We start from the raw sequence: 1,364 nt of genomic DNA, 5'->3' as shown, positions 1-1,364 counted from the left end.
AAGCGAGACGCTTCTATGTTTGTCAAGCGGCAGCGGTGGTCACCTCAAGGTGGGTGAGGAGTCGGTATATGCGGCGGGCGGTGTAGCGCTTGAGAGTGCGGCGGATCGCGCGGGGATGTTTACCCTGCGCGATCCGTGCGGCGATGAACTGTTGTGTCTGCTGATCGCTGCGACTGTTGGTCAGGACGATCGAATGCAACGCGCGGTTGAGTTGTCGATCGCCTCCGGTGTTGAGGCGCCGGTGCTCGCGGTTGCCTGAGGACACTTCGATCGGACAGACTCCGCCCAGTGCTGCGAACGCGGCCTCGGATTTGAGTCGCCCGTGGTAGGCCCATGCGGTCAGGATGATCGCGGCGTTGACCGGCCCCACACCCGGCATCTGCAACAACACTGGTGCGTGAGCAGTGACCAGCTCACGAAGCGACGCCAGGTTCTGTGCAAGCAGGCCCTGCAGGGCCACGATGCGTTGCGCCAGCTGAATCGCCTCGGCGCGAGCGAACTGCTCGGCCCGGGAATCGCCGGCACGTTCGCGCCACCGCGCGATCTGCTTGACTGTGGGAAGTCCGGGTTTGCGGCGCGCGTCGATACCGAGATCGTGATCGCGCAGCATCGCCACCAGAGCGTTGAACTGGCGGGTCTTCTCCCGCGCCATCCGGTCCCGCGCGGCCACCAGTGTCTTCAAGCATTCGTGCAGGTCGCCGGTGCGGGCATCGGCAAGACCGTCACGCTCGCGTGGCACCATCGCCAGGGCAGCTGTGCGGGCATCGATAGCGTCTGTCTTCGACTTTCCGCGGTCCCGCTTGGGTGCGGGCGCGTCGGCGACTCGGTAACCGGCACCGAGCAGTGCCCGGGTCAGGCGCGTGCCGTAGGAGTTCGTGCCCTCCACGCTGAGCAGGATCTCGGTCACGGCGGCAGTGGCGGTGCGGCGACCGATCCAGGCCACGGCCCGAGCCAGGCCCGCCGCCGAGGTCGGGAAGACGGCCTCATCGACAACTTTGGCGGTGGCGGCTTCGATAATGCAGTACGAGTGTGTGGCGGAGTGGGTGTCGACTCCGACGACGTACCGATAACAATCTGCGACGATGGGCATGCGGACTTCCTCCTCGTATGGAACAACAGGCGGTTCGCTGAACCGGTGGTCGTTCCTGAGGGATCACCGCATGGCGCTACTGTGATCGGTCACCACGCTCCGGGTCGATACCCCGGGACGTTGGACAGGCTTCTTATCAGGCCAATGCGGTGGCAGGGCGGCCACCGGCTCCCCATCACGAACGGACGAGTCTCGCTCAAAGGCACCGCGAACGGGCCAGCGCAGCGATGGGTCACGAACGCGACGGAGAACCTACGGCCAACCCTGCCAGTCA

General features: G+C 65.5%; 1 protein-coding gene. It reads right to left on the bottom strand.

All coding sequences use genetic code 11. The annotated features are described in order from the left end of the window. Nucleotides 1-22: 22 nt before the first annotated feature. Nucleotides 23-1,090 (bottom strand): IS110 family RNA-guided transposase, encoded by a 1,068-nt coding sequence (locus tag GM1_RS21270; RefSeq protein ID WP_008382422.1) that lies wholly within the window; start codon nucleotides 1,088-1,090, stop codon nucleotides 23-25. Between the last annotated feature and the right edge of the window lie 274 nt (nucleotides 1,091-1,364).

The organism is Gordonia malaquae NBRC 108250, assembly GCF_000344135.1.
Taxonomy (GTDB): Bacteria; Actinomycetota; Actinomycetes; order Mycobacteriales; family Mycobacteriaceae; genus Gordonia; species Gordonia malaquae.
This window is presented reverse-complemented; position numbering and strand designations above follow the sequence as displayed.

Coding starts and splice junctions, on each gene's coding strand:
- GM1_RS21270 (WP_008382422.1), bottom strand. CDS start 1,090: ATGCCCATCGTCGCAGATTGTTATCGGTACGTCGTCGGAGTCGACACC.